The organism is Kitasatospora sp. NBC_00374 (assembly GCF_041434935.1).
Taxonomy (GTDB): domain Bacteria; phylum Actinomycetota; class Actinomycetes; order Streptomycetales; family Streptomycetaceae; genus Kitasatospora.
Genome location: NZ_CP107964.1, coordinates 5264133 through 5289297 on the forward strand (window position 1 = coordinate 5264133; position 25165 = coordinate 5289297).

General features: G+C 69.9%; 23 protein-coding genes. 5 read left to right on the forward strand and 18 right to left on the reverse strand.

Features of this window, described 5'->3' with window-relative positions; genetic code table 11:
• Window position 1: 1 nt before the first annotated feature.
• The 7 genes from mctP to OG871_RS23740 all read right to left on the reverse strand — a co-directional run bounded on the left by mctP (window position 2) and on the right by OG871_RS23740 (window position 8055).
• Window positions 2-1627 (reverse strand): monocarboxylate uptake permease MctP, encoded by a 1626-nt coding sequence (mctP, locus tag OG871_RS23710; protein WP_371499027.1) that lies wholly within the window; start codon window positions 1625-1627, stop codon window positions 2-4.
• Window positions 1627-1884, reverse strand: a complete 258-nt coding sequence (locus OG871_RS23715) for a DUF3311 domain-containing protein (protein WP_371499029.1) — start codon at window positions 1882-1884, stop codon at window positions 1627-1629. The genes mctP and OG871_RS23715 overlap by 1 nt, the downstream gene beginning before the upstream one ends.
• Window positions 1885-2080: 196 nt before the next feature.
• Window positions 2081-2869 carry a GntR family transcriptional regulator gene (locus OG871_RS23720; protein ID WP_371499031.1) on the reverse strand — a complete coding sequence of 263 codons (789 nt, stop codon included), beginning with the start codon at window positions 2867-2869 and terminating at the stop codon, window positions 2081-2083.
• 175 nt (window positions 2870-3044) lie between these two features.
• On the reverse strand, window positions 3045-4625 hold the full coding sequence (locus OG871_RS23725; protein WP_371499033.1) for a glycoside hydrolase family 3 protein: 1581 nt from the start codon (window positions 4623-4625) through the stop codon (window positions 3045-3047).
• 53 nt (window positions 4626-4678) lie between these two features.
• A complete protein-coding gene (locus OG871_RS23730; protein WP_371499035.1) occupies window positions 4679-5596 on the reverse strand; it encodes a carbohydrate ABC transporter permease in 918 nt (305 codons plus the stop codon).
• A complete protein-coding gene (locus tag OG871_RS23735; protein ID WP_371499037.1) occupies window positions 5593-6582 on the reverse strand; it encodes a carbohydrate ABC transporter permease in 990 nt (329 codons plus the stop codon). Before OG871_RS23735 ends, OG871_RS23730 begins: the two co-directional genes overlap by 4 nt.
• Before the next feature lie 153 nt (window positions 6583-6735).
• Window positions 6736-8055 (reverse strand): extracellular solute-binding protein, encoded by a 1320-nt coding sequence (locus OG871_RS23740; RefSeq protein ID WP_371499039.1) that lies wholly within the window; start codon window positions 8053-8055, stop codon window positions 6736-6738.
• Between the two features lie 561 nt (window positions 8056-8616).
• On the opposite strand from OG871_RS23740, the gene OG871_RS23745 reads away from it, so the two are divergent.
• From OG871_RS23745 to OG871_RS23755, 3 genes are all read left to right on the forward strand, one after another.
• Window positions 8617-9924, forward strand: a complete 1308-nt coding sequence (locus OG871_RS23745) for an extracellular solute-binding protein (protein ID WP_371499041.1) — start codon at window positions 8617-8619, stop codon at window positions 9922-9924.
• Between the two features lie 192 nt (window positions 9925-10116).
• A complete protein-coding gene (locus OG871_RS23750) occupies window positions 10117-11178 on the forward strand; it encodes an SIS domain-containing protein (RefSeq protein ID WP_371499043.1) in 1062 nt (353 codons plus the stop codon).
• A gap of 1076 nt (window positions 11179-12254) precedes the next feature.
• A complete protein-coding gene (locus tag OG871_RS23755) occupies window positions 12255-13772 on the forward strand; it encodes a PAS domain-containing sensor histidine kinase (protein WP_371499045.1) in 1518 nt (505 codons plus the stop codon).
• Window positions 13773-14124: 352 nt separating this feature from the next.
• Here the strand turns inward: OG871_RS23755 and OG871_RS23760 are convergent, their stop codons facing one another.
• Together OG871_RS23760 and OG871_RS23765 are read right to left on the reverse strand one after the other, a co-directional pair.
• The gene (locus OG871_RS23760) at window positions 14125-14376 is read right to left on the reverse strand and encodes a WhiB family transcriptional regulator (protein WP_014138019.1); all 252 of its coding nucleotides are present in this window, start codon (window positions 14374-14376) and stop codon (window positions 14125-14127) included.
• Between the two features lie 344 nt (window positions 14377-14720).
• On the reverse strand, window positions 14721-15692 hold the full coding sequence (locus OG871_RS23765) for a diacylglycerol kinase family protein (protein ID WP_371499047.1): 972 nt from the start codon (window positions 15690-15692) through the stop codon (window positions 14721-14723).
• 50 nt (window positions 15693-15742) lie between these two features.
• On the opposite strand from OG871_RS23765, the gene OG871_RS23770 reads away from it, so the two are divergent.
• Window positions 15743-16162: a hypothetical protein gene (locus tag OG871_RS23770; protein WP_371499049.1), complete on the forward strand. Its 420-nt coding sequence runs from the start codon at window positions 15743-15745 to the stop codon at window positions 16160-16162.
• Window positions 16163-16231: 69 nt separating this feature from the next.
• Here the strand turns inward: OG871_RS23770 and OG871_RS23775 are convergent, their stop codons facing one another.
• From OG871_RS23775 to sodN, 4 genes are all read right to left on the reverse strand, one after another.
• Window positions 16232-17293, reverse strand: coding sequence for an RNA polymerase sigma factor SigF (locus OG871_RS23775; protein WP_371499051.1), 1062 nt, complete (start codon window positions 17291-17293; stop codon window positions 16232-16234).
• Window positions 17294-17419: 126 nt separating this feature from the next.
• Entirely contained in the window at window positions 17420-17833 is a 414-nt protein-coding gene (locus OG871_RS23780) for an anti-sigma regulatory factor (RefSeq protein WP_371499052.1), read from the reverse strand.
• A 239-nt stretch (window positions 17834-18072) separates the two neighbouring features.
• Window positions 18073-18555, reverse strand: coding sequence for an N-acetyltransferase family protein (locus OG871_RS23785; protein ID WP_371499054.1), 483 nt, complete (start codon window positions 18553-18555; stop codon window positions 18073-18075).
• Window positions 18556-18771: 216 nt separating this feature from the next.
• Window positions 18772-19167 carry a superoxide dismutase, Ni gene (sodN, locus tag OG871_RS23790; protein ID WP_371499056.1) on the reverse strand — a complete coding sequence of 132 codons (396 nt, stop codon included), beginning with the start codon at window positions 19165-19167 and terminating at the stop codon, window positions 18772-18774.
• A 214-nt stretch (window positions 19168-19381) separates the two neighbouring features.
• Here sodN and sodX point away from each other — a divergent pair, with 214 nt between their 5' ends.
• Complete coding sequence (gene sodX, locus OG871_RS23795) at window positions 19382-19822, forward strand: nickel-type superoxide dismutase maturation protease (RefSeq protein WP_371499058.1); 441 nt, start codon at window positions 19382-19384, stop codon at window positions 19820-19822.
• On the opposite strand, the gene OG871_RS23800 is transcribed toward sodX, so the two are convergent.
• The 5 genes from OG871_RS23800 to OG871_RS23820 all read right to left on the reverse strand — a co-directional run bounded on the left by OG871_RS23800 (window position 19806) and on the right by OG871_RS23820 (window position 24643).
• The gene (locus OG871_RS23800; RefSeq protein WP_371499060.1) at window positions 19806-20399 is read right to left on the reverse strand and encodes an ABATE domain-containing protein; all 594 of its coding nucleotides are present in this window, start codon (window positions 20397-20399) and stop codon (window positions 19806-19808) included. The two genes, sodX and OG871_RS23800, sit on opposite strands and share 17 nt — an antisense overlap.
• Window positions 20400-20553: 154 nt before the next feature.
• Window positions 20554-21306 (reverse strand): amino acid ABC transporter ATP-binding protein, encoded by a 753-nt coding sequence (locus tag OG871_RS23805; protein ID WP_371503402.1) that lies wholly within the window; start codon window positions 21304-21306, stop codon window positions 20554-20556.
• 44 nt (window positions 21307-21350) lie between these two features.
• Window positions 21351-22340: an amino acid ABC transporter permease gene (locus OG871_RS23810; RefSeq protein WP_371499062.1), complete on the reverse strand. Its 990-nt coding sequence runs from the start codon at window positions 22338-22340 to the stop codon at window positions 21351-21353.
• 43 nt (window positions 22341-22383) lie between these two features.
• Complete coding sequence (locus OG871_RS23815; protein WP_371499064.1) at window positions 22384-23319, reverse strand: ABC transporter substrate-binding protein; 936 nt, start codon at window positions 23317-23319, stop codon at window positions 22384-22386.
• A gap of 406 nt (window positions 23320-23725) precedes the next feature.
• Window positions 23726-24643, reverse strand: coding sequence for an ABC transporter substrate-binding protein (locus OG871_RS23820; protein WP_371499066.1), 918 nt, complete (start codon window positions 24641-24643; stop codon window positions 23726-23728).
• Window positions 24644-25165 lie beyond the last annotated feature (522 nt).

Below are 25165 nucleotides of genomic sequence, written 5' to 3' on the forward strand. Positions count from 1 at the left end.
CTCAGTGCGCCGCTGCCGGCTGGGGTGCGTTCTCGACGGCCGGCTCGCCGGCGTCGGCGCCGTAGTCGGCGGGCGAGGTGCTGTCCACGCCCTCCGGCGCCTTGGCGGCCCGCAGGACCACCGTCAGCGCCACGGCCACCACCAGGTTCAGCACGAACGCGGTGAGGCCGATGTAGCCGATCTCGCCGATGAACGGGATCTCGGCCGAGCTGCCGCCGAAGTGCTTGGTGGCGGGCGAGGAGACGCCGTAGGCCTTCCAGGTGCCGTAGGCCATGCCGGCCAGCCAGCCGGCCAGCAGTGCCCAGCGGTGGAACCAGCGGGTGAACAGGCCGCCGACGATCGAGACGAAGGTCTGCAGGATCCACAGGCCGCCGAGCAGCTGCAGGTTGATCGCGAACTGCTTGTCCATGGTGAGCACGAAGGCCAGGGCGCCGACCTTGACCAGCAGCGAGGCGATCTTGGCGACCCGGGTCTCGTCGGCCGGGGTGGCCTCCGGGCGGATGAACTCCTTGTAGATGTTGCGGGTGAAGAGGTTGGCGGCGGCGATCGACATGATCGCTGCGGGGACCAGGGCACCGATGCCGATGGCCGCGAAGGCCGCGCCGGTGAACCAGTCCGGGAACATGTTCTCGAACAGCTGCGGCACCGACAGCTGGGCGTTGAAGCCCTTCACGCCCTTGCCGACACCGGCCGCGATGGCCATGAAGCCGAGCAGGGCGAGCAGGCCCAGCATCAGCGAGTAGGCCGGCATGATCGCCATGTTCCGGCGGACCGTGTTGCGGGACTTGGAGGCCAGCACGCCGGTCACCGAGTGCGGGTACATGAAGAGCGCCAGAGCCGAGCCGAAGGCGAGCGTGGCGTAGGTCCAGTGCGCGTTCGGGCCGAGCACCAGCGAGCCGCTCGGCTTGCCGGTGGCGGGGTTGACCGTGGAGAACTTCTGCGCGGCCGCGTCGAAGATGTGGCCGTAGCCGCCGAGCCGCATCGGGATGTAGATCACCGCGACGATGATCACGATGTAGACCAGGGTGTCCTTGACGAAGGCGATCAGCGCCGGCGCCCGCAGGCCCGAGGAGTAGGTGTAGGCGGCCAGCACCGCGAAGGCCAGGAACAGCGGCAGGTCCTTCATGAACCAGTTCCCGGAGCCGCCGACGCCGAGCACGTCCAGCACCGCCTGGATGCCGACCAGCTGGAGCGCGATGTACGGCATGGTGGCGAGGATGCCGGTCAGCGCCACGGCCAGCGACAGGCCCCTGGAGCCGTACCGGCCGCGCACGAAGTCCGCCGGGGTGACGTACCCGTGCACCCGCGACACCGACCACAGACGGGGCAGGAAGAGGAAGACCAGCGGGTACGCGATGATCGTGTACGGCACGGCGAAGAAGCCGGCCGCGCCGGTGCCGTAGATCGCCGCGGGCACCGCGACGAAGGTGTAGGCCGTGTACAGGTCGCCGCCGAGCAGGAACCAGGTGACCCAGGTGCCGAAGCTGCGGCCGCCGAGGCCCCACTCGTGCAGGTGCAGCGCGTCCTGCGGCCGGCGCCAGCGGGAGGCCAGAAAGCCCACCACCGTGACCAGCACGAAGAACAGCAGGAAGACGGTGAGCGCGGTGACGTTGACGCCCGTGTGCATCAGACCTCACCGCCCGCGGCGGCCTTGCGGGCCTTCTCGTCGCGGTTGATCAGCAGGTAGGCCCCGACGGTGAAGACCGCGGACACCGGCACCCACATCAACTGGTACCAGTAGAAGAAGGGCACCCCGCCGACCTCCGGCCCCGACTTGGTGTACGAGGCGACCCAGAGCATCGAGACGACGGGCACGGCCAGGCACAGCCCGGCGAGCACCCGGGCCGGTGTGACCACCGGCAGGGCTGGGACTTCTGAGGACATGTTGCGGCTCCGGCTGAAGAGGGTTCACCTCGTCGGCGCCGCAGCGCACATCACTGTCCGCCCGCCGAGCAGCACCTCTGGTGACCAGTAGTCAGTACGGGAGCGAAATTTAGGGCACGCCGTGACCTGTGTCACTGGCCGCGACAGAACTTCTCGCAAGCCGGACGGACAGATCGGTCGAATGGGTGCGTTCCGGTCACTCCGGCCGCTTGAGCCGGGTGATGAACTTGTACCGGTCGCCGCGGTAGATCGAGCGGACCCACTCCACCGGCTGGCCCTCGGTGTCGAAGGAGTGCCGGGAGAGCTGGAGCATCGGCAGCCCGAGGTCGGAGCCGAGCAGACCGGCCTCCCGCGGGTCGGCCAGGGTGGTCTCGATGGTCTCCTCGGCCTCGGCCACCGTCACCCCGTAGACCTCGCGCAGCGCGGTGTACAGCGAGTTGTGCTTGGCCAGGTTGCGGCGCAGGGCGGGGAAGCGCTTGGCGGACAGGTGGGCCACCTCGATGGCCATCGGGTCGCCGTTGGCGAGGCGCAGCCGCTCGATCCGCAGCACCCGCCCGCCGGGCTTGATGTCCAGCAGCGGGGCCAGCCGCTCGTCGGCGGTGATGTAGCCGATCTCGATCAGCCGGGAGGTCGGCTCCAGGCCCTGGGCGCGCATGTCCTCGGTGTACGAGGTCAGCTGGAGGGCCTGGGCGACCTTCGGCTTGGCGACGAAGGTGCCCTTGCCCTGGATCCGCTCCAGCCGGCCCTCGACGACCAGCTCCTGCAGGGCCTGCCGGACGGTGGTCCGCGAGGTGTCGAACTGCGCCGCCAGCGCGCGCTCCGGCGGGACCGGCGTACCGGCCGGCTGGACCTCCGTCAGCTGCAGCAGATGGCGCTTGAGGCCGTAATACTTGGGGACGCGGGCCGCCGTGTCGGTGGCAGGTCCGGACTGTGCCGGCACCGTGGTTCCTCCGGGGAGGTCCGACGTGTCCCTGTCGCCGCTCATGGCCGCTCTCACTCCTCGCAGTGCAGCCGTCACCGGCTCCTCCATCGATGTATCAGCACATGGTTGCACGCTGGGGCCGGTCGGTGTGAGTTCCCTTCCGCAACCAGAATCGGGCGACCCCCGCGGCCGGCCCCGGCGGATCGCCGGAACCCGCCGTCAGGGGGCCGTCCGGCGGTCAGCCCGGCTGGGCGGTGCTGACGCCCAGACCGGCCAGCGCCTCGGCCGCGGCGATGCCGCAGACCCGCGAACCACCGTGCGTGGCCAGCACCGGCACACCCCGGGCACCGAAGATCTCTCCGACGCCGTGCGCGGTGCCGATCTCCACCACCACCGCGTCCGGACGGGCCTCGACCAGGGCGAGGGCGGCGCGCAGCATCCACGGGTGCCGGTGCACGTCGCGGACCACCAGCACCAGCCGGCGGCCGATCGCGGCACCCAGCAACGGGGCGACGTCGACCTCCGCGCCCTCCGCTGCCACCGGGACGTGCAGCAGGCCGGAGCCCTCCATCCGGGTCGCCGGGGCGTTCACCCGGGCCCGGGTGGTGCCGGGGATCAGCTCGGTGAGCGGGCCTGCCACACCCCAGGGCGTCTCCTCGCCGACCGCGATGTTGGCCCCGGGGGAGAACTCGACCACGTGCGGCACGCCCTCGACCGGGCGGAGCCCGCCGTGCACCCGCAGGGCCCGGCGGGCCGCCGCGAGGCCGATCCCGACCTCGCCGTGCGTGCCCACCTGGGACTGCCGCACGGCGGCCGACCAGCGGGCGACCGCGCGGTTGCGCTCGGCGGCCAGGTGCAGGCGCTCGGCGGAGAGCCGGCCCTCGCGGACCGCCCAGACCAGCGCGTCGCGCAGGTACAGGAAGGCGGCCTCGTCCTGCAGCCCGCCGCCGACGCAGATGGTGTCCGCGCCGGCCGCGACGGCCTGGACGGCCCCCGCCGCGACGCCGTGGGTGCCGGAGATGGCGCCCATCTCGATGCCGTCGGTGACGATCAGCCCGTCGAAGCCGAGCTCCTCGCGGAGCAGGCCGGTCAGGATCGCCGAGGACATCGTGGCGGGCAGCCGCTCGTCGTAGGCGGGGAAGAGGATGTGGGCGGTCATGATGCTCTTCACGCCGGCCGCGATGGCGGCCCGGAAGGGCAGCAGGTGCTCCTGGAACTGCTCCTGGCTCAGGTCGATCCGGGGCAGCCCGAGGTGGGAGTCGCCGGTGGTGTCACCGTGGCCGGGGAAGTGCTTGGCGCAGGCGGCCACGCCGGCCGACTGCAGGCCGCGGACGTAGGCGGCGGTGTGCCGGGCGGCGAGGTCGCCGTCGTCCCCGAACGAGCGCACCCCGATGACCGGGTTGTGCGGGTTGGAGTTGACGTCGGCGCTGGGCGCGTAGTTCAGGTTGACGCCGACCGTGGCGAGGTCGAAGCCGATCGAGCGGGCCACCCGCTCGGTCAGGTCGACGTCGTCGACCCGCCCGAGCGCGAGGTTGCCCGGGTAGGAGGAGCCGGCGGTCACCTCCAGGCGGGTGACGTCGCCGCCCTCCTCGTCGGTGGCGATCAGCAGGTCCGGGTTGAGCGCGTACAGCTCCCCGGTCAGCTGCGCCACCTGCTGGGGGGTACGGATGTTGCGGCCGAACAGTGCCACACCGCCCAGCTCACCCGAGCCCAGTCTCCGGCGCAGCCAGTCGGGCGCGGTCAGGCCGGCGAATCCGGGCTGGAGGACCGCTCCGGCGTCCGTCAGGAGTTCGACGCTTTCCGTACCAGGAGTCGCCATGGTTCCTTCCCTGGGGGATGAGGTGCTGGAGGTGCGGTGGGGTGAGGAAGGGGCTAGCCCTTGACCGCACCGGCGGTGAGGCCCGCCGACACCTTCTTCTGGAAGATCACGAACATGAGGATCACGGGCAGCGAGACCAGCAGGGCGCCGGCCATCTGGGCGCCGTAGTCCGCGCCACGGGTGGGGGTGGTGGCGTAGAACGTCAGCCAGGCCATCGAGGTCTGCTTGCCGCCGCTGCTGAGCATGGTGTTGACGACGATGAACTCGTTCCAGGCCTGGATCCAGCTGTACACGCCGGTGGTGATCAGACCGGGCAGGGTGAGCGGCAGGATCACCCGGAAGAAGGCGCCCCACTTGGTGCAGCCGTCGACCATGGCGGCCTCGTCCAGCTCGGCCGGGATGTTCACGATGAACGAGCGCAGGGTCCACACCACGTAGGGGACGGTGAAGACCAGGTAGGCGAGGACCACCCCGAAGAGCGAGCTGGTCAGGCCGGCCTCGTTCATCACCACGTACAGCGGGATGAGGATCGCCAGCAGCGGCACCATCTGGACCACGAGCATCGTGACGATGAAGAAGTTGCGGCCGCGGAAGTCGAACCGGGCCACCGCGACGGCGGCCAGGAAGCCGATCACCAGGCCGAGCACTACCGAGCCGACGGTGATGACGGCGGTGTTCTGCAGGGCCGGCAGGAAGGCCTTGTCGTCGAAGATCGTCGAGTAGCTGTCGAACGAGAACGAACTGGGCCAGAAGGTCGGGTCCTTGGAGATCAGGTCCTTGTTCGTCTTGAACGTGGTGATGATCATCCAGTAGATCGGGAAGCCCATCGCGGCGGCGAAACCGAGACCGATGGTGTTCCAGACCCAGGTCATGCCCCGGCTCTCACCGGTGGTGCGGACCTTGGTCCTCACCTTGGGGGTGGCGGCGGCCCGCTCGGCCGGGCGGTCCGTCTGCACGTCAACGGTGGTCATCGCTCGTTGGCTCCGATCTTGAGCATCTGGCGGATGTAGAAGACCAGCACCGCCAGCATGAGAAGGATCATGGCGATCGAGATCACCGAGCTGTCGCTGTACTTCGAGGCGACGATGCCCTTCTCGTAGAGGTAGATCCCGATGGTCCAGTAGCCGTCCTCGGGCGAGGTGTTGCGGATCGAGAAGATCTGCGCGAACACCTGGAAGTCCCAGATGAAGCTGAGCGCGGTGGTCACCAGCAGGAACGGCCTGATGACCGGGATCACCACGTGGCGGAAGGACTGCAGGGGGCCGGCGCCGTCCAGCTTGGCGGCCTCCATCAGCTCCTTGGGCACCTGGGTCAGCGCGGCGTTGAGGCCCAGGACCAGGAAGGGCAGCGCGCCCCAGATGATGACCGCGGCGCAGACCACGTAGAGGCCGACGGTCGGGTCGCCGAACCAGTCGTAGTGCTTGACCGACTCGTCACCGGTGAGCAGGAAGCCGACGTAGTCGACCACACCGCCGTTGCTGGCGAACAGCCAGCGGAAGACGGTGCCGCTGACCAGCGCCGGAATGGCCCAGACGAACATCATCACGGTGATGACGGTGACCTTGACCCAGTTCGAGACCCGGTTCAGGAGCAGGGCGAAGAGCATGCCCAGCACCATCGACAGGATGACCAGCTCCGCCGTGAAGTAGAGGGAGCGCAGCACGACGTCCCAGAACTGGCCGTCGCCCAGGATCTTCCCGAAGCCCTCGAACCCGATGTACTTCCCCAGCGACGGGTTGACGATGTAGGCGTACCTGTTGATGTTCTGGAACGCGAGGTCGAACAGTCTGAACAGCGGGTACGCCATGATCCCCAGCAGCACGGCGGCGGCCGGGAGGATCAGGGCGTAGGGGATGTAGTGGCCGGCGGCGAAGAAGCCGCGGCGCTGCGCCGGCGCCGGCGCTGCGGGCGGGGCCGTTTCGGACCGTGTCGGGGTCTCGTTGGTAGTCACACTCATCAGGGTCCTTCCCGGGCCCGCGGAACTGGCTGGTGGGTCCTGGCGCGCGGGTGGGCAGTCCGCGTACGTCGCGAACTGCCCACCCCCTCTGCGCTCAGCGCTGGCAGGCCCCGGAGCCCCGGCGGGCTCCGGACGGCGCTGCGGTCAGCCGGTTCAGCCGTTCAGGTCCTTGACGATGGTGTCCTGAGCCTTCTTCAGCTCGGCGGCCGCGTCGCCGCCGGCGGCGATGGCACCGAAGGCGTTCTTCAGCGCGGTCTCGTCGGCGCCGGACCACAGCGGCGAGTTCGGGATGAACCAGGTCGAGCCCTCGGCCGCGTCACCGGCGGCCTTGTTCTCCGGCTTGGCGGCCTTGTAGGCGGCGACCAGGGTCTTGTTGTTCGGGATCGCGAACTTCGCGAGCTCGGTCTGCTGCTTGGTGTTGGTGTAGATCTGCAGGAAGGTGGCGCCCAGGCCGGCGTTGGCCGACTTGGCCGGGACGGCCAGGTCGGAGCCGCCGAGGAAGGCCGGGGTCGGGGCGCCCGCGGCGGTGCCCGGAAGGGCGATGGTGGCGAGCTTGTCGGCCAGGGACGGGTCACCGGTTTTCGGGTCGATGACCGAGCCGACCTCCCAGCCGGCGCCGATGATGGCGGCGATGTTGCCCTTGGCCATCAGGGCGTCCTGGGTGGCCTCGTCGGTGGTGGTGCCGCCGACCGAGAAGTCCTTCTGGAGGTCGTTCCAGGTCTTGATGCCCTCGACGAACTTCGGGTCGGTCAGGGTGCCGGTGAACTTGTCGCCGTCCTTCTTGGCGATGACGTTCTTGACACCGTAGGAGCCGGCGCCGAAGGCGGTGGCGGTGTACCAGTTCTGGCCGGGGATGTAGAGGGCCGAGAAGCCGGGGACGCTCGCGTTGGCGGCCTTGACCTTGGCCAGGCCGGCCTTCAGCTCGTCCAGGGTGGTCGGCGGGTTGGTGACGCCGGCCGCCGCGAAGAGGTCCTTGCGGTAGATCAGGACGCGGGCACCCGCGTAGTACGGCACGGCGAAGGTCTTGCTGCCGTCCGCGCTCTGGCCGGAGGCGGCCAGCGAGTCCAACCACTTGTCCGAGTTGTCGAACTGGCCCTTGACACCGGTCAGGTCGACGAAGGAGCCGGCCTCGATGTACTTGGCGGCCTGGGTGTTGCCGAGCTCCAGGGCGTCCGGCGCGTTGCCGGAGAGCAGCGCGGTGTCGAGCTTGGTGGTGTAGTTGGTCCAGGTCTGCCACTCGATCTTCAGAGTGGCGCCGGTCTCCTCCTCGAACTGCTTCTTGGCCGCGTCGACAACCGCCGGCCAGCCCTTCTGCGCGTCGTCCATCAGCCAGACGGTGACGGTCTTGCCCTTGCCGTCCTTGCTCAGCGTGGCCTGCTTGGCGTCGCCACTGCCGGACGAGCCGGACGAGGAGCAAGCGGACGCGACGAGCACGGTGGCAATGGCGGCCACGGCTGCGATCTTGCGGTTCAAACCATCCTCCATAGGGATGAGCAAGGAGTGGCACCGGGCTGCCGGGCCAGAGCCCTGAGCTTCGTTGTGCCTGTGGGGGAATGTCACCGGATGGCGCGGATACGAACTGCCGGGAGCGGCTGTGCAATCCGTGCGGTGGAGTAGACCATTGGTTTAGACCAACGCCTGGAGATTGGCATGGACCAATGAAGGGCGTCAAGGGTTCCCCAGGCGTCTGTGCAAGCCGTTACCAACGCTTGATGCGACCGTGCACTGTCGGTGGCCGGGGAGGGTTGGTCCGGACCAACCCTCCCGGGCAAAGCGCAGTCAACCGGGTCAAATCGGGGCGACCGGCGGCCGAACGCCCTCGCGGCGGGTGCGCGCCTTAACGGGGCATTAAGGGGGTCTCGATCACTTTGCCCCCGTTTTCATTGACGCGCACCGCTCAGATCTCACAACGGGTCTGCAACGGAAGTCACTTGAGGTGTGATCGCGCGTTGACGCACCAAGTGGTCTAGGCCAGGATCCGAGAAATCCGGTCTGTTCCACAGCGCAGACCTCATCTGTGAACCGGAGGAATGCGTGAAGCGTCAGCTCTTGGCGGCTCTCAGCACGACGGCCCTGCTGGCTACCGCCGTGGGCTGCGCGTCCGGCGGCCCGGCCGCCTCGAAGTCCTCGGCCGCCGTCGACCCCAGAACGGCCACCGGCTCGGTCACGGTGTGGCTGATGAACGAGGCCCAGACCACCTGGCCCGAACTGGTCCAGCAGGTCAACGACGAGTTCGCGGCCAAGTACCCCAAGGTCGAGCTCAAGCTGAGCTACCAGACCTGGACGGACAAGATCGCCAACCTGGACGGCGCCATCAAGGCCGGCAACGCCCCCGACGTGGTCGAACTCGGCAACACCGAGACCATGAAATACATCCTCACCGGCGCCCTCGCCCCGGTGGACCGGTCGTCCTTCGAGAACAACGGCACCTGGATCAAGGGCCTCGCCGACACCTGCACCTACCAGGACAAGCTCTACTGCGTTCCGTACTACGCGGGCGCCCGGGTCGGGATCTACAACTCGCAGCTGTTCCAGGACGCCACCGGAAGCGCGGAGGTCCCGAAGACCGAGGACGAACTGTTCGCGGCCCTGGACAAGATCCAGGCGAAGAACAAGGGCAGTGCGGGATTCTCCGCGCTCTACCTGCCCGGCCCGTACTGGTACGCGGCGATGTCCTACGTGACCGCCTACGGCGGGGCCATCGCCCGCTTCGACAACGCCGGCAACTGGCACGGCACCCTGAGCGACCCCAAGTCCCAGCAGGGCATCCAGCACTTCGTCGACCTGGTGAAGAAGTACAACCACGGCGACGTGAAGGCCAACGAGCTCAACCAGGCGAACGTCCTGGGCAAGGGCAAGGCCGCCATGCTCTACGGCAACGGCTGGGAGGTCTCGGTGGCCCTCGCGCCGATCACCGGCGACCCGAAGCTCAAGGACACCGTCAAGCTGGCCGGCATGCCCGGCCCGAACGGCAAGCCGCTGCCCTCCTTCATCGGCGGCTCCGACCTGGCCGTGACCTCCAAGTCCCAGTCGCCGGCGCTCGCGGCGGACTGGATCCGGATGTTCACCTCCGCCAAGTCCCAGCAGATCCTGGTGGACAAGGACACCCTGCCGAACAACCTCGACCAGCTCGCCCCGCTGCGGTCCAAGCCCGAGACCGCGGCCGCCGCCAACGCGGTGCCGGACGCCTGGTTCATCCCGATGGCACCCGGCTGGGGCGCCGTCGAGAAGCAGAACATCCTCGTGAACATGCTGAACGACATCCTCAAGGGGAAGTCCGTCGAGGACGCGGCCAAGGCCGCCGACGCCCAGATCGACCAGCTGATCAACAACCCGTCCTGAGCCGACCCGGCCGGGTGCGGGCGTCCCGAGAGGTGAACCGCAGTGTGCCTCCCGGGCACCGCACCCGTAGGATCGTCGGTGGGCGCCCGCTTCACCGGCGCCCGCAGCGAGTGTGCGGACTCGCCGCCGTAGAGGTCCCCGCCGGGCAGCCGCCCGCAGCGGGGTAGATCCATCTCATCGGAGGCACATCAGATGTCCGACCCGCAGACTGTCTCTTCCGTCCCCGGCAAGATCATGGCGGCGGAGATGGCCGAGCAGCCGGCCGTCCTGCAGCGCATCCTCGACGAGGGCGCCCCGAAGATCCGCGAGATCGCCGCCGAGATCGCCGCCCGGAACCCGCGCTTCGTCCTTCTCACCGCCCGCGGCACGTCCGACAACGCGGCGCTGTACGCGAAGTACCTGATCGAGGTGCTGCTGGGCAAGCCGGCCGGCCTGACCTCGATGTCCACCACCACCGCGTACGGGGCCAAGCCCGACCTGACGGACGTGCTGGTCATCACCGTCAGCCAGTCCGGCGGCTCGCCCGACCTGGTGGCCTCCACCAAGGCCGCCCGCGAGGCCGGCGCCGTCACGCTGGCGGTCACCAACAACGCCGCCTCGCCGCTGGCCGAGGTCTCCGAGTTCCACATCGACGTGCTCGCCGGGGCGGAGAAGGCGCTGCCGGCCACCAAGACCTACACCGCCGAGCTGCTCGCGCTGTACCTGCTGGTCGAGGGCCTGCGGGGCGGCGACGGCGCGGCCGCCAAGGTGCTGCCCGAGCTCGCGGCCGGCATCCTCGGCCGCCAGGCCGAGGTGAAGGCCCTGGCCGAGCGGTACCGCTTCGCCCAGCGCCTGGTCATCACCTCGCGCGGCTACGGCTACCCGACCGCCCGCGAGGCGGCGCTGAAGCTGATGGAGACCACCTACATCCCCGCCTCGCCGTTCTCCGGCGCCGACCTGCTGCACGGGCCGCTGGCGATGGTGGACAACGTCTCGCCGGTCATCGCGATCGTGCCGGACGGCAAGGGCGGCGAGGCGCTCCAGCCCGTCCTGGACCGCCTGCGAGGCCGCGGCGCGGACCTGGTCGTGGTCGGTCAGCAGGAGCAGGTCGACCAGGCCTCCGCCGGGTTCGCCCTGCCGGCCGGGGTGCCCGAGGAGGTCCAGCCGATCCTGGAGATCCTGCCGCTGCAGCTGCTCGCCTACGAGGTGACCATCGCCCGCGGCCAGGACCCGGACGCACCGCGGGCCCTCGCCAAGGTCACCGAGACGCACTGACGAACGCCTGCCGCCGCACGCCAGGAGGCCCCCGCCGGGAACGGCGGGGGCCTCTCGGCGTTCGGGACGCGGGGCGGGGCGGGGTGTGGGGCGCGGGCGCGGGCGGAAAACACTACGGGCCACGGCGCCGACACGGGACCCTCAACCCTCCCTCCTTGCCCGGCATCGGCAAGGAGGGGCCCATGGCACCGCAGCCCGGAGCCGTCGTCGGGAGGCGGAAAACACTACGGGCCACGGCGCCGACACGGGACCCTCAACCCTCCCTCCTTGCCCGGCATCGGCAAGGAGGGGCCCATGGCACCGCAGCCCGGAGCCGTCGTCGGGAGGCGGAAAACACTACGGGCCACGGCGCCGACACGGGACCCTCAACCCTCCCTCCTTGCCCGGCATCGGCAAGGAGGGGCCCATGGCACCGCAGCCCGGAGCCGTCGTCGGGAGGCGGAAAACACTACGGGCCACGGCGCCGACACGGGACCCTCAACCCTCCCTCCTTGCCCGGCATCGGCAAGGAGGGGCCCATGGCACCGCAGCCCGGAGCTGTCGTCGGGAGGCGGAAAACACTACGGGCCACGGCGCCGACACGGGACCCTCAACCCTCCCTCCTTGCCCGGCATCGGCAAGGAGGGGCCCATGGCACCGCAGCCCGGAGCTGTCGTCGGGAGGCGGAAAACACTACGGGCCACGGCGCCGACACGGGACCCTCAACCCTCCCTCCTTGCCCGGCATCGGCAAGGAGGGGCCCATGGCACCGCAGCCCGGAGCCGTCGTCGGGAGGCGGAAAACACTACGGGCCACGGCGCCGACACGGGACCCTCAACCCATGCGGCACCGCAGCCCGGAGCTGTCGTCGGACGCCTGGCCGAAGGAGAGTTGTGCGGGACTCTCGTTCGGCGGTGTCCGACCGAGGAGTCGCCTCGCGCGGTCAGGGCAGTGTGCGCGGGGGGCTTCTCCTTGGTGCATGTTCATTGTGGACTAGACCAATCTGGGTTGTCCAGGGGAGTGTCGAAATTGGTCTGGACAACATTGCGGGCTACTCCGGCAGGCCGTGCCGGGGGCCGGTTGACTAGGCTCGGCGTGTGCCCTCGCTGAACGAACTCGTCCGCCGCCACACCACCCTCACCGGTGCCGACGTGGAGTGGCTCCACCTGCTGGTCTCGGAGTGGCAGCTGCTCTCCGACCTCTCCTTCGCGGATCTGGTGCTCTGGATCCCCACCTGGGACGGCATCCGGTACGTCTCGGTGGCCCAGATGCGGCCGAACACCGGCCCGACCTCGTACCACGACGACATGGTCGGCCACCTGGTGCCGCGCGGTCGCCGGCCGTTGCTGGACGCGGCCTTCGACGAGGGCCGGATCGTGCGCGAGGGGGACCCGGAGTGGCGTGAGGAGGTGCCGGTCCGGGTCGAGTCGATCCCGGTCCGCCGGGAGGGGCGGGTGCTGGGCGTGATCGCCCGGAACACCAACCTGCTGACCGTCCGCACCCCGAGCCGGCTGGAGCTCACCTACCTGCAGAGCGCGTCCGACCTGGCCCAGATGATCGCCGCGGGCTCCTTCCCGTACCCGGGTGAGCAGGCCGACATGGACGCCGCGCCGCGGGTCGGCGACGGGCTGATCCGGCTGGACGTGGACGGCGTGGTCACCTACGCCAGCCCCAACGCACTCTCCGCGTACCACCGGATCGGGCTCAGCACCGATCTGGTGGGAAGCCATCTGGGTCGCACCACGGCGGAGTTGGTGCCGCCCTCGCGCGGGGCGGTGCACGAGGCGCTGGTGAAGATGGCCAGCGGCTGGGCTCCCCGGCAGACCGAGGTGGAGGCGCAGGGCGGCGTGGTGACGCTGCGGACCATCCCGCTCAAGCCGAAGGGCGTCCTCACCGGATCGCTGGTGCTGTGCCGGGACGTCACCGAACTGCGGCGCCGCGACCGGGAGCTGATGACCAAGGACGCCACCATCCGGGAGATCCACCACCGGGTGAAGAACAACCTGCAGACGGTGGCCGCCCTGCTCCGGCTGCAGTCCCGCCGGATGGACTCCGACGCCGGGCGGGCCGCCCTGGACGAGGCGGTGCGGCGGGTCGGTTCGATCGCGATCGTGCACGAGACCCTCTCGCAGGCCCTGGACGAGCAGGTCGCCTTCGACGAGATCGCCGACCGGGTGCTGGCGATGTGTGTGGAGCTGTCCCAGGACGGGCGGGTGGCGACCCGGCGGACCGGCAGCTTCGGCATTCTGTCGGCGGAGATCTCCACGCCGCTGGCGATGATCCTCACCGAGGTGCTGCAGAACGCCCTGGAGCACGCCTTCGGTCCCTCCTCCTCGGGAAACCTGGAGGTCAGCGCCCTGCGCGGGCGTGCCCCGGCGACCGGGATGGGCTGGTCCGACAGCTGGAACGGCGGGGCCAAGCCGGACGAGTACCTGCTGATCACGGTGCAGGACGACGGCAAGGGCGTGCCGGAGGGGTTCGATCCGCAGCAGAGCGGCAACCTCGGCCTGCAGATCGTCCGCACGCTGGTCACCGGCGAGCTCGGCGGCACCTTCGACATGGTCGCGGTACCGGAGGGCGGCACGAAGGTCGTCCTGGAGATCCCGGTGCCCTAGCTGGGCCGCGAGGGCCCGACAGGGCGGGAGCGGACGCGGTAGGGCCGGGAAAAGAAAAGATACGAGGCCCTGTCGACCGGGGGGGTGGGTCGACAGGGCCTCTCAACCCGCTCCGGCCGTCGGGGGGAGTCGGCCGGAACGGGGGCTCTGGGTGGCGCGACGCCCGCCCCGCGTGTTGCACACGGTGAGCGCCTGAGCTCCACAATATTGCTCTAAGTGAGCAGTATCAAGTGCCTGGGCTGCTCGCGTCGTCGGACCTCGCCTGAACGGGGTCCGTGATGCGGAAGGCTCGGCCGTCCGATGCGGCGGAGCCCTTGATCATGGGTTGATCGGATTGCTGCTTGACGGTGTGTCAGGCGGTGCGGGCGCGGTTGCGGGCGGCGCGACGCTTCATCGCACGACGCTCGTCCTCACTCATTCCGCCCCAGACGCCGGCGTCCTGGCCGGTCTCCAGCGCCCACTGCAGGCACTGCTCCATGACGGGACAGCGGCGGCACACGGCCTTGGCTTCCTCGATCTGCAGCAGAGCAGGACCGGTGTTCCCGATCGGGAAGAACAGCTCCGGGTCCTCTTCGCGGCAGACAGCGCGGTGGCGCCAGTCCATGGTCGTCCAACTCCTCCGGTCGGCAGGCTGTGGCCCGGCCGACTCACTCGATGGCTTGTGAATGTGAACGCTTTCACGAATCCCGCAACAGCAAAAGGGACCAAAGGCCCATCGGGCCCGGGTGGTCTGTGCTGGGGTGGGGTTCCGGCTATCAAGGGATGTGTCGCGATGTCCGCTGCGACGTGTCCCGATCGCCATGTAGAGGTTCGCAAACCTCGGGCTCGGATACAACCCCCTTCGGGGAGGAATTTTTGATTCTTCGGTGTCGCCTAGCTCACAGCCCGTACTTCTATGGGGTGAAGGGGGCTAGCGCGTTCGAGAAGAAGGGTGGGACCCCCTTCTGGTCACACAATCACACGCAGTGCCCGCCGAACGCCTGTGAAACTGACGCGACTCCTGTCTCCAAGGTGGTCCCCGTCGACCTGAAACGGGGCCGGTTCCTGTGAAACCAAGGTGAAGTGCCGGACGTCGTGATAGGAGACGACGTGCTTCCCGGACGGTCCGGAGGGCTGGGAGCCCTCGTCCGTAGGGGCGTGCGAGCGCAGAATCTGACGGACCGTTCGAGCGGTGCCGAACGCGGTCATTCGAGTGATGCCGAAGACGTCCAGGTCCGTGTCGAAGGAGGCGGAGGGCGAGGGGAGTACCGGCCGGTTCCCCAGGTAGGTCCATGGCGAGGTGTTGGAGACTATGGCCAGAACCAGGCCCGGAACCGGCTCCTGGCCGTTCATTTCCAGGGTGACCGGCCCGGAGCGGCGGTGTTCACGCTCAGTGACATAGTGCCGGAGCGCCTGGTTGACATAGAGCGCGTGGGTGGACTTCCGCCCCGCTCTGCGCTGCTGTTCCACCCGGCCGACCACCCCGGCGTCGAAGCCGAGGCCGGCGGTGAAGGTGAACCAGCGGTCCGGGAGCCCCTCGGTCATCGCCTTGCCCAGGCCGACGGCCCGCTCGCGGCCCTGCTCCAGCGCGTTCAACAGGGCGCCGGTGGCCTCCACCGGGTCGTTCGGCAGGCCCAGGGCACGGGCGAAGACGTTGGTGCTGCCGCCCGGCACCACCGCCAGCCGCGGAACCCGCTCGGCGGGGCCGTTCGCGAGCAGACCGTTGACCACCTCGTTGACCGTCCCGTCGCCCCCGAGCGCCACCACCAGGTCCACCGAGCCGTCGGCCGCCGCGTCGCGGGCCAGGTCGCGGGCGTGCCCGCGGTACTCGGTGTGGGCCACATCCAGCTTCAGATCGCTGCGCAGCGCATGGGTGAGCACGTCCCGGGTCCGGCTGCTGGTGGTGGTCGCCTTGGGGTTCACGACCAGGAGAGCGCGCATGGCGCCAGCCTACGGGGCGGTTCCGGGCAGGCGGCGGATACCCTGCTGGAGTGACCGCAGAAACCCCCGCTCCCGCCGCCGCACCCGCCCGCCCCGCCCCGCTGCTCGTCGGTGCGGGCATCACCGCCCTGGAGGGCGCCGCACTGGCCGGGTGGGGCGTCTACGACCTCGTCGCCGGACTGCTCGGCGACTCGGCGGCGCTCGGGCGCAGTGAGGCCGGCGGTCTGGTGCTGCTGCTGATGGGGCTGCTCCCGCTGCTGGCGGGCCGGGCGCTGCTGCGCGGCCGTCGCTGGGGCCGCAGCCCGGCGGTGCTGACCAACTCGATCTGCCTGCCGGTCGCCTACTACATGTGGCAGTCCGGGGGTGCGATGGCCGGTGTCGCGGTGGCCGTGGCGGTGCTGGGGCTGGCCGGCATCGTCGCGCTGCTCAACCCGAAGGTCACGGCCCTGCTCTACCGCCCGGAGGCGTGAGCCGGTACCGCGACGGCCGGCGGCCGGAGGACTGATCCCTCCGGCCGCCGGCCGTTCGTACGTGATCGGTCACTCCTCGACGAGCAGCTTCTCCCGCAGCTGGGCCAAGGTCCGGGCGAGCAGTCTGGACACGTGCATCTGCGAGATGCCGACCTCGGCGGCGATCTGAGACTGCGTCATGTTCCGGAAGAACCGCAGCACCAGGATCTTCTGCTCGCGCGGCGGCAGCTGGGCCAGCAGTGGCTTCAGGGACTCCCGGTACTCGACGCCCTCCAGCGCCTCGTCGGTCGCGCCCAGGGTGTCGGCCACGGCCGGGGACTCGTCGTCGCTGTCCGGGACGTCCAGCGAGAGGGTGGAGTACGCGTTGGCGGACTCCAGGCCCTCCAGCACGTCCTCCTCGGAGATCCCGAGGTGCTCCGCCAGCTCGTGCACGGTCGGCGAGCGGCCGTGCCGCTGGGAGAGCTCGCTGGTCGCGGTGGTCAGCGAGAGCCGGAGCTCCTGCAGCCGGCGCGGGACGCGGACGGCCCAGCCCTTGTCCCGGAAGTGCCGCTTGATCTCGCCCACGATGGTCGGGGTGGCGTAGGTGGAGAACTCCACCCCGCGCTCGTGGTCGAACCGGTCCACCGACTTGATCAGGCCGATGGTGGCGACCTGGGTCAGGTCGTCCAGCGGCTCGCCCCGGTTGCGGAAGCGCCGGGCCAGGTGTTCCACCAGCGGGATGTGCATCCGTACCAGCTGGTTGCGGATCTCCACCCGCTCCGCGGAGCCCTCCGGCAGCCCGGCCAGCCGGACGAACAGGGCCCGGGCGGCCTCCCGGTCCGGCGCGCCGGAGCGGTGCGCCTGGGCCGGCACGCTGCTGCGGACAGCCTCCGCGGCCGCCCGCAGCTCGGCCGCGTCGGGCTCGCTCGCGGGCACCGCCTCGGGCCGCTCTGGCGTCGGATCGGTCGGCTGGGTCATCCGGTGGGAGTCCTTCGGGTGGGCGTCGGGTTGGGCGGCGGTGCGGGCGGCGCCGGCCTGGGTCGGTACGGCAGGGCCGGCCGTACCGCGGTCGAGCACCGCGGACTCGGCACGGACGGTCAGGTCGGCGGCGGCCGGGCCAGCGGCGGCTGCTGTGCGGTCCAGATCACTCACGGCGATCACCCGTTCCGTTCCGGGAGCACTTCTCACTGGTTGTACCGCAGAGCACTGCGATACGGGGCGCCGTACGCGCGGTGAATACGACACCGTGCGTACGGCGGGGACTGCGGGCACGAGGGGCTACAGCGGGGTGGAGGCCCCGCCGCGCTTCTTGTGCAGACTGATGCTGACCGTTTTGTCCTCTCCGACCGAGGATTCCACCTCGCCGGCCAGCGCGGAGAGCACCGTCCAGGCGAAGGTGTCCCGCTCGGGGGCCCGCCCGTCGGTGGTCGGTGCGCTGACCGTGACTCGCAGGGAGTCGCCGACCAGCCGGAACTCGCAGCTCAGGACGGACCCGGGCACCGCCTGCTGGAGCAGGATGGCGCAGGCCTCGTCCACCGCGATCCGGAGATCCTCGATCTCGTCCAGGGTGAAGTCCAACCGGGCCGCGAGACCGGCTGTCGCCGTTCGCAGTACCGAGAGGTAGGCCCCCGCAGCGGGCAGCCGGACCTCCACGAAGTCCTTCACTCCGGGCTCGCCGTCGATCTGGGACACCCTCACCTCCTGGGTGACGCGCGGTGCTTGCGGCCGAACGGCCGCGGCACTTCCTCTTGCATGGCTCAACTGCTTCGCCCCAACTGTCCAGAGGGGTGGTGCGGTACGTACCGGTCATACCCACTCGGGAGGGCCGGAACGCCGCGCATCCGCCCGAGACGTTACCGCGATCGGGGGACAGATGTCGTGATCTTCGGCCACCGTCACGGGAACGGACGAACCCGGCGCCCGCCACGGGCTCAGCGCGGGGTCGATCCGAGGGCGGTGAGCGGCCCGTCGGTGAGGCGGTAGACCGTCCAGCCGTCCATCGGGACGGCGCCCAGCGAGCGGTAGAACCCGATCGAGGGCTCGTTCCAGTCCAGCACCGACCACTCCATCCGGGAGTAGCCGCGGTCCACGCAGATCCGGGCGAGTTCGGTCAGCAGCGCTGTGCCGTGGCCGCCGCCACGGTTGCCGGGGCGGACGTAGAGGTCCTCCAGATACACCCCGTGGGTACCCCGCCAGGTGGAGAAATTGCGGAACCACAGGGCGAAGCCGACCGCCTCGCCGGTGGTGTCGTCCTCGGCGATCAGGCCGAACAGCGCCGGGTGCTCGCCGAACAGGGCGTCGCGCAGCTGCTCCTCCGTGGCCTTCGCCTCGTCCGGGGCCTTCTCGTACTCGGCCAGCTCGCGGATCAGGGCGTGGATGACGGGGACGTCGGTGGTGACGGCGGTGCGGATCATACGGCGAGCGTACTCGGACGGGCCGGACCGGCGGGAGTGTCTTTCCGGGGCCGCCCGCGAGGGCCGGGGCCGGGCCGCCGGGCCGCCCGGGGCCGCCGCGGCCGGTCGCCCGGAAGCCGCCGCGGGCCCGGGCGCGGGCGACGGGGTGTCAGCTGACGGCGGGTACGGCACTGCCCGGCGGGGCCGGAGCCGCCGCCGGGCAGTGGTGAGCCCGGGTCAGGCCTTCTTGGTCTCCCAGAAGATCGTGTCGATCTCCGAGATCAGGTCGAGCAGGGCCTGGCCGGTGGCCGGGTCCGTGGAGGCCTTGGCGGCCGAGGCGGCCTTGCCGGCCTTGTTGAACAGGTCGTGCAGCTGCGGGTAGGCCTCGAAGTGCGGGGCCTTGAAGTAGTCGGTGTGCAGCACGGAGAGGTGGTGCTTGACCAGCTCGGCGCGCTCCTCCTTGATCACGATGGCGCGCGCACGGAAGTGCGGGTCCTCGTTGGCCTGGTACTTCTCCTGAGTGGCCTTCACCGACTCGGCCTCGATCCGGGCCTGCGCCGGGTCGTAGACGCCGCAGGGGAGGTCACAGTGAGCGTGCGCGGTGACGCGCGGAGCAAACAGACGAGAGAACATGGGAGTCCTTCCTTGGATCGTCTTCCCGCGCCTGAGATTACCCTCACGCCCCCCGGGATTCTCGTCTGCCCCGGGGGCCCGGGACCAAAGTCGGAGGCCGAACCGGCCGATACCGGACGGCGCGCCGGGCCGCCGCCCGGCGGGTGCCCGGTGGCCTCGGCCCGGGTGACACTGGACCGGCGACAGCAGCGGACACGAGGTCAGGGGTGAGCGGATGCCGGTGAGTCGGCCGCAGGGTGGCGCGCCGTTCGGCGTGGTGGACGTGGCGGGCCCGTCGATGCGCAGACTGCTGTCGGACGGGGACCGGGTGCTGGTGCGCTACGGCGCGCCGGTGCGGCCGGGCGCGGTGGTGCTGTTCCGGCACCCGTTCCAGCAGGACCTGCTGGTGATCAAGCGGGCCGCGGGCCGGCGCCCTGGCGGCTGGTGGATGCTCTCGGAGAACCCGCTGGTGAACACCGACAGCCGGGAGTACGGCGCGGTGCCGCCGGAGCTGGTGCTCGGCCGGGTGCTGCTGCGGCTGCGGCCCTCGCCGGCCTGGCTCGCCCCGGCGCCGTGGCTGGAGCGCGCGCTGGCCCGCCGGCCGCTGGCCGGGCTGCCCGCGCTGACGGCCCGGCTCGGGGTGCTCCCGCCCGTGGACCTCAGGCCCGGGGAGTGAGCTGCGCGGCCTGCAGGGCCTCCTCGCGCTTGCGGGCGCGGTAGGCGGCGACGTTGGCCCGGGTCGCGCAGCGGTCGGAGCAGTAGCGGCGGGAGCGGTTGGTGGAGGTGTCCAGGTAGGCGTTGCGACAGGGGGCGGCCTGGCAGATGCCGAGCCGGTCGACGCCCAGCTCGGTCAGGTGGATGGCCAGCCCCATGCAGGCGACGGCCGAGTAGTTGGCGGCGGCGGTGGGGGCGTTGTCCGCGAGGTGCAGGTGCCAGTCGGGCCGGCCGCTCTCGTCCAGGTCGTCGTGGCCGGACACCATCGGGCTGACCGGGTACTCGACCATCAGGCTGTTCAGCAGGTCGACCGCCCGGACGTCCTCGCCCTCGGCGGCGGCCTCGAACACACCGCGCAGCCTGGTCCGGACGGCCCGCAGCCGGGGCAGGTCCGACTCGTCGGTGAGGGCGGCGGCCCGGGAGGGGCCGGGGAACAGCGCGCGCACCGCGTCCACCGAGGTCAGCGCGTCGGTGCCGCGCTCGGGCTCCTCGCTGTTCACCAGCCGGACGGCGAAGTCGGCGTACGAGGCGAGCTCCACGGTGGTCCTTCCAGAAGCGGTAACGGGCGTACAGCCTCCAGGGTATTACGCTCCCGGCGGGCGCGGACCGGGGAGGACCCGGGGAACGCCGAGCGGCCCGGGGAACGCCGAGCGGCCCGCCGGAACACCGGCGGGCCGCTGGGTGGGACTTCGGTCAGAGCACCTTGGAGAGGAAGGCCCTGGTCCGTTCGTGCTGGGGGTTGCCGAGCACCTCGCGCGGGTGGCCGGACTCGACCACCACGCCGCCGTCCATGAAGACCAGCGCGTCGCCGACCTCGCGGGCGAAGCCCATCTCGTGGGTGACCACGATCATGGTCATACCGTCCTCGGCGAGCCCGCGCATGACGTCCAGGACGTCGCCGACCAGCTCAGGGTCGAGCGCGGAGGTGGGCTCGTCGAACAGCATCAGCTTGGGCTTCATGGCCAGTGCGCGGGCGATGGCCACCCGCTGCTGCTGGCCGCCGGAGAGCTGGGAGGGGTAGCTCTTGGCCTTGTCGGCCAGGCCCACCCGCTCCAGCAGGGCCATGCCCCGCTCCCTGGCCTCGGCCTTGCTCTCGCTCTTGACCTGCACCGGCGCCTCGATGACGTTCTCTATGGCGGTCATGTGCGGGAAGAGGTTGAAGCGCTGGAAGACCATGCCGATGTCGCGACGCTTCATCGCGACCTCGCGGTCCTTGAGCTCGTAGAGCTTGTCGCCCTTCTGGCGGTAGCCGACGAGCTCGCCGTCGACCCACAGCCGGCCGGCGTTGACCTTCTCCAGGTGGTTGATGCACCGCAGGAAGGTGGACTTGCCGGAGCCGGACGGGCCGATCAGGCAGAACACCTCGCCCTGCTTGACCTCCAGGTCGATGCCCTTGAGCACCTCGACCAGGCCGTACGACTTGCGCACGCCCTCGGCCCGGACCATCTGGCTGCCCGGCTGGGCGTCCGCGGGGATCTGGGTCTCGTCGGTCATGACACACCGCCTCCTTCGCCGCCGCCACCGTGCACTCCGGCGTCCGCGGGCTTCGGTGCCGGCGTCGAGCGGACACTCTTGAACAGGCCCCGGATACGCTGAATCGGGGTGGGCGGCAGGGCGCGGTTGGAACCGCGGGCGTAGTGCCGCTCGATGTAATACTGCCCGATCGTGAGGATCGAGGTCAGGAAGAGGTACCAGAGGCTGACCACGATCAGCAGCGGGATGCTCTGGAAGTTGCGCGAGTAGATGTTCTGGCCCGCGCGGAAGAGCTCCTCCAGAGCGATGACGCTGACCAGCGAGGTGGTCTTCAGCATCGAGATGGTCTCGTTGCCGGTCGGCGGGATGATCACCCGCATCGCCTGCGGCAGGATGATCCGCCGCATGGTGTCGAAGCGGTTCATGCCGAGCGCCTGCGAGGCCTCGTGCTGACCCTCGTCCACCGACTGGATGCCGCCTCGGACGATCTCCGCCATGTACGCGGCCTCGTTCAGGCCGAGGCCCAGCAGCGCCGCCACGAAGGTCGGGATCAGGACGTTGGTCTCCTGCGACCAGAACTCGGGACCGAACGGGATACCGATCGAGAGCCTGGCCCACAGCACGCCGAGGAAGTTCCAGAACACCAGCTGGACCAGGACGGGAGTGCCGCGGAACACCCAGATGTAGACCCAGGCGGTGCCGGAGAGCAGCGGGTTCGGGGACAGCCGCATCACGGCCAGCAGGATGCCGCCGATCACGCCCATGACCATGGCGAGCGCGGTCAGCTCCAGGGTGACCAGCAGGCCGTGCAGGATCCGGTCGTCGAACAGGTACTGGCCGACGAGGTCCCACTTGAATGCCGGGACGGTGATGACGGCGTGGATCAGCATCGCCGCGAGGACGAGGATGACGGCGGCGCCGACCCAGCGTCCGGGGTGACGGACCGGGACGGCCTTGATGACTTCAGGCCGTCCCGGGGCCGCCGGCCCCTTGTGGAGAGAGTTCACTTTGTGGCCTCAGAACAGGTCGCTGTGGAACGAGGGGACGAGATCAGCTGGTGGCGCCGTTGAGCTGCGCCTTGTCGATCGCGCCGGCCTCGACGCCCCACTTCTGCAGGATCTGCTTGTAGGTCCCGTCGTCGATCAGGGACTGCACCGCGGCCTGGACCGCCGGGGTGAGCGCCGAGCCCTTCGCCAGCGCGATGCCGTACGGCGCGGAGTCGGTCGTCGGGCCGAGCTTCTCCAGCTGGCCGCCGGTCTGCTTGAGCGCGTAGTCGATGACCGGGGAGTCGGCCATCATGACCTGGTCGCGGCCGGAGACCACGGCGTTGGTGACGTCCGTCTGCAGGTCGAACTTGTCACCGTCGTTCGGGACGGTGGGCTTGCCCGCGGCGGTACAGGCCGGGTTGATCACGTCGACGATCTGGTCGGCCTGGGTGGTGCCGGTCTGGACGGCGATCTTCTTGCCGCACAGGTCGTCGGCGGAGATCTTGTCGGGGTTGCCCTTCTTGACCGCCATGCCGGTGCCGGCGGTGAAGTAGGTGACCATGTCGACGGTCTGCTCGCGCTCCTTCGTGTCCGTGAAGGAGCTCATGCCGAGCTGGTACTTGTTGGCGCCGATGCCCGGGATGATCGCGGTGAAGCCGGCGTTCTGGACCTCGGCCTTGAGGCCCAGCTTGGCGGCGACGGCGTTGGCCAGGTCGACGTCCATGCCGACGATGGCGCCCTTGTCGTCCTGGAACTCGTTCGGCGCGTAGGACGCATCCGATCCGACGATCAGCTTTCCACCCGACTTGAGGTCGGCGGGGACCAGAGCGGCCAGCGAGGGGTCGGCCGTTACGGCCTTGACCGAGGCGCTCGGGTTCACGGCGGACCCGGACGCCGTGCTGCTCGAGCCGCTGCTGCCGCAGGCGGTCAGGAGCAGGGTGCCGGCGGCGAGGGTGGCGCCGGCGGCGACGAGGCGGGGGCGAAGGGTGCGGGCGGTCATCAGGGGGATCTCCTCCTGTAGGAGAGTCGGGCGGAGCACGCCGCCGGGGGAGCGGTGCACCAGGTCCGGCGAGCCCGGCGTCGTTGCCGAGGCCGCACTACCGGTCGTTCGGTTGTGCTGGTCCTGCCTGAATTTCTGTCGCCACCCTCCGCCGAGGTGGACGAATGTGATCGACTTCCTCGGCCTGGTGACGCCTTTCGGCAGCTTGGGCTGGGAGAGGGCCGTTGCGACCGAGTTGGGGGGAATCCTGCCACTGAGTTCCGGTGAACGGGCCCCTCTACAGATCAAAATCGGATAACGAGGCACCCCAATGTCCGCTATTCGGACGAATATCGAGCCCCTGTCACCCTGTGTATAAGTATGCAGACCGGAGTGCGCAACGCGAGCACCCCGGCCGGGACATGACTCAGCCGCCGTTCACCACGGCGTTCTGCGCCGCGCCGTCCTTGAGGTTCCACTTCTCGAGGATCTTGTCGTAATCGCCACTGCGAATGATCCGGTTGACCGCCTTGACCAGCGTGTCGCGCAGCTGGGTGTTGTCCTTGGCGACCGCGATCCCGTACGGGTTCGGCTGCAGCTGCTGTCCGGCCATGTCGAACTGGGTGCCGTTCACGCCCTTCTGGACGGTGTAGGCGGCCACCGGGAAGTCGTTCATGTCCGCCGCGGCCTTGCCCGAGGCGACCAGCGCCAGAGCCTCGGCGTCGGTGTCGGTCAACTTGATGACCAGGGGCTTCTTGCCCTTGTCGCAGGCGCCGGTCTGGCGCTGGGCGATGTCCGCCTGGGTGGTCCCGCGCTGCACCGCGATGGTCTGGCCGCACAGGTCGTCCAGCGACTTGATGCTCTTCGGGTTGCCCTTCGCGACCAGGATCGAGGTACCGGCCATGAAGTAGTCCACGAAGTCGACGCCCGGGCTGATCTGCTGGCCGCTGTCGTCGGTGCCGTCGCGCCGCTGGCGGTTGTCGGTGATCGCCGACATGGCCACGTCGAACTGCTTGGACTGGAGTCCGGGGACCAGCTTCTCGAAGCCGGTGTCGAGGAACTCGACCTTCACCTTGAGCTGCTTGCCGATGGCCTCCGCGAGCTCCGGGTCGAGGCCGGTGGGCTGTCCGTCGGCGCCCTTGAACTCCACCGGGGCGTAGTTCAGGTCCGAACCGATCTTCAGCACGCCGGAGGTCTTGATCGAGTCCGGCAGCCGGTCGTGCAGGTTCTCCTCGGTGGGCGTGGCGCTGCCGACCGAGCTGCAGCCGGTGATCAGCAGGGAGCCGACGGCGAGGACCGCGCCGGTCCGGCCGAGACGGCCGGGTATGCGGGCACTGTGGTGCATGGAGCTGCTCCTCCTGTGGGAGAGGGGGTGGTGCTGTCCCACCGGGTGCGCGGGTGTGCGCCGCGGTGGCGGGCGCGCGCTCGGATGCCGGCCGAGGGGGGAGCGCGACCGTCCGGTTCCGGTGGTCGATTCGCAGATCCTGCCATCCCGCCCTGATGAGCCGGGTGTCGGGTGTGTCAGAATCTGGTATCGGGTGACCCCCGAAGTTCGAACGAACACAGACCGCCGGTTCGCGACAGGACCGGGGTGCACAGGACCGGAAGTCGAAGACTCGACTCTGGATCCGAGGCACCGACTCCCCTCCGTGTCTGCGTTCACTCCTACGGGTGCGCGTGCTGGCCAGGTGTTGCCGCCACTGGCACTCCGGGTTCTTCCGAGATCCGGGTGTCGTCAAGTGGCCGTAAGGCCGTGAACAGCGCGTGACAAGGACGAAAAGGCACAGGTGCGGTGCCTTCGCCCGACCTAGGCTCAAGCGGTGTCTGTCACCTTCCCGGCTCCGGCTGGTGACGCCTGGGTACGACC